Raw genomic sequence first — 363 nt, 5'->3', positions numbered from 1 at the left:
GCCATAAGGTCAAAGCTAAGGCAATACTCCTAACGGATGATCTAAAAGCCCGTATAGCTGAGTTAATGTCTCACAATAAATGGAGTCCAGAGCTTATTGCCAAACGTCTTGCCAAGGAGCAAGAGCAATGTGTTAGTCACGAGACTATTTATAAATGGATATGGACCGCAAAGCACAGTCACCATAGAAAACATAAAGCTTATAAAGGTCTTCATAAACATTTGCGCCATACAGGAAGAAGACAGAAACGTAGTAATTTGAAGGATAATAGGGGAGCTATTATCAAAAGAGTTCCCATAGAACAACGACCGGCAGTGGTAACGGAGCGTAAACGTATAGGAGATATAGAAGTAGATCTGATGA

General features: G+C 40.5%; 1 protein-coding gene. It reads left to right on the top strand.

From position 1 onward, the window contains the following. Positions 1-363 (top strand): helix-turn-helix domain-containing protein (locus BFP77_RS12295; protein ID WP_180272309.1); only part of this gene is annotated, 363 nt, incomplete at both ends.

The organism is Maribacter sp. 4U21 (assembly GCF_002742365.1).
Lineage (GTDB): Bacteria > Bacteroidota > Bacteroidia > Flavobacteriales > Flavobacteriaceae > Maribacter.
This window is presented reverse-complemented; position numbering and strand designations above follow the sequence as displayed.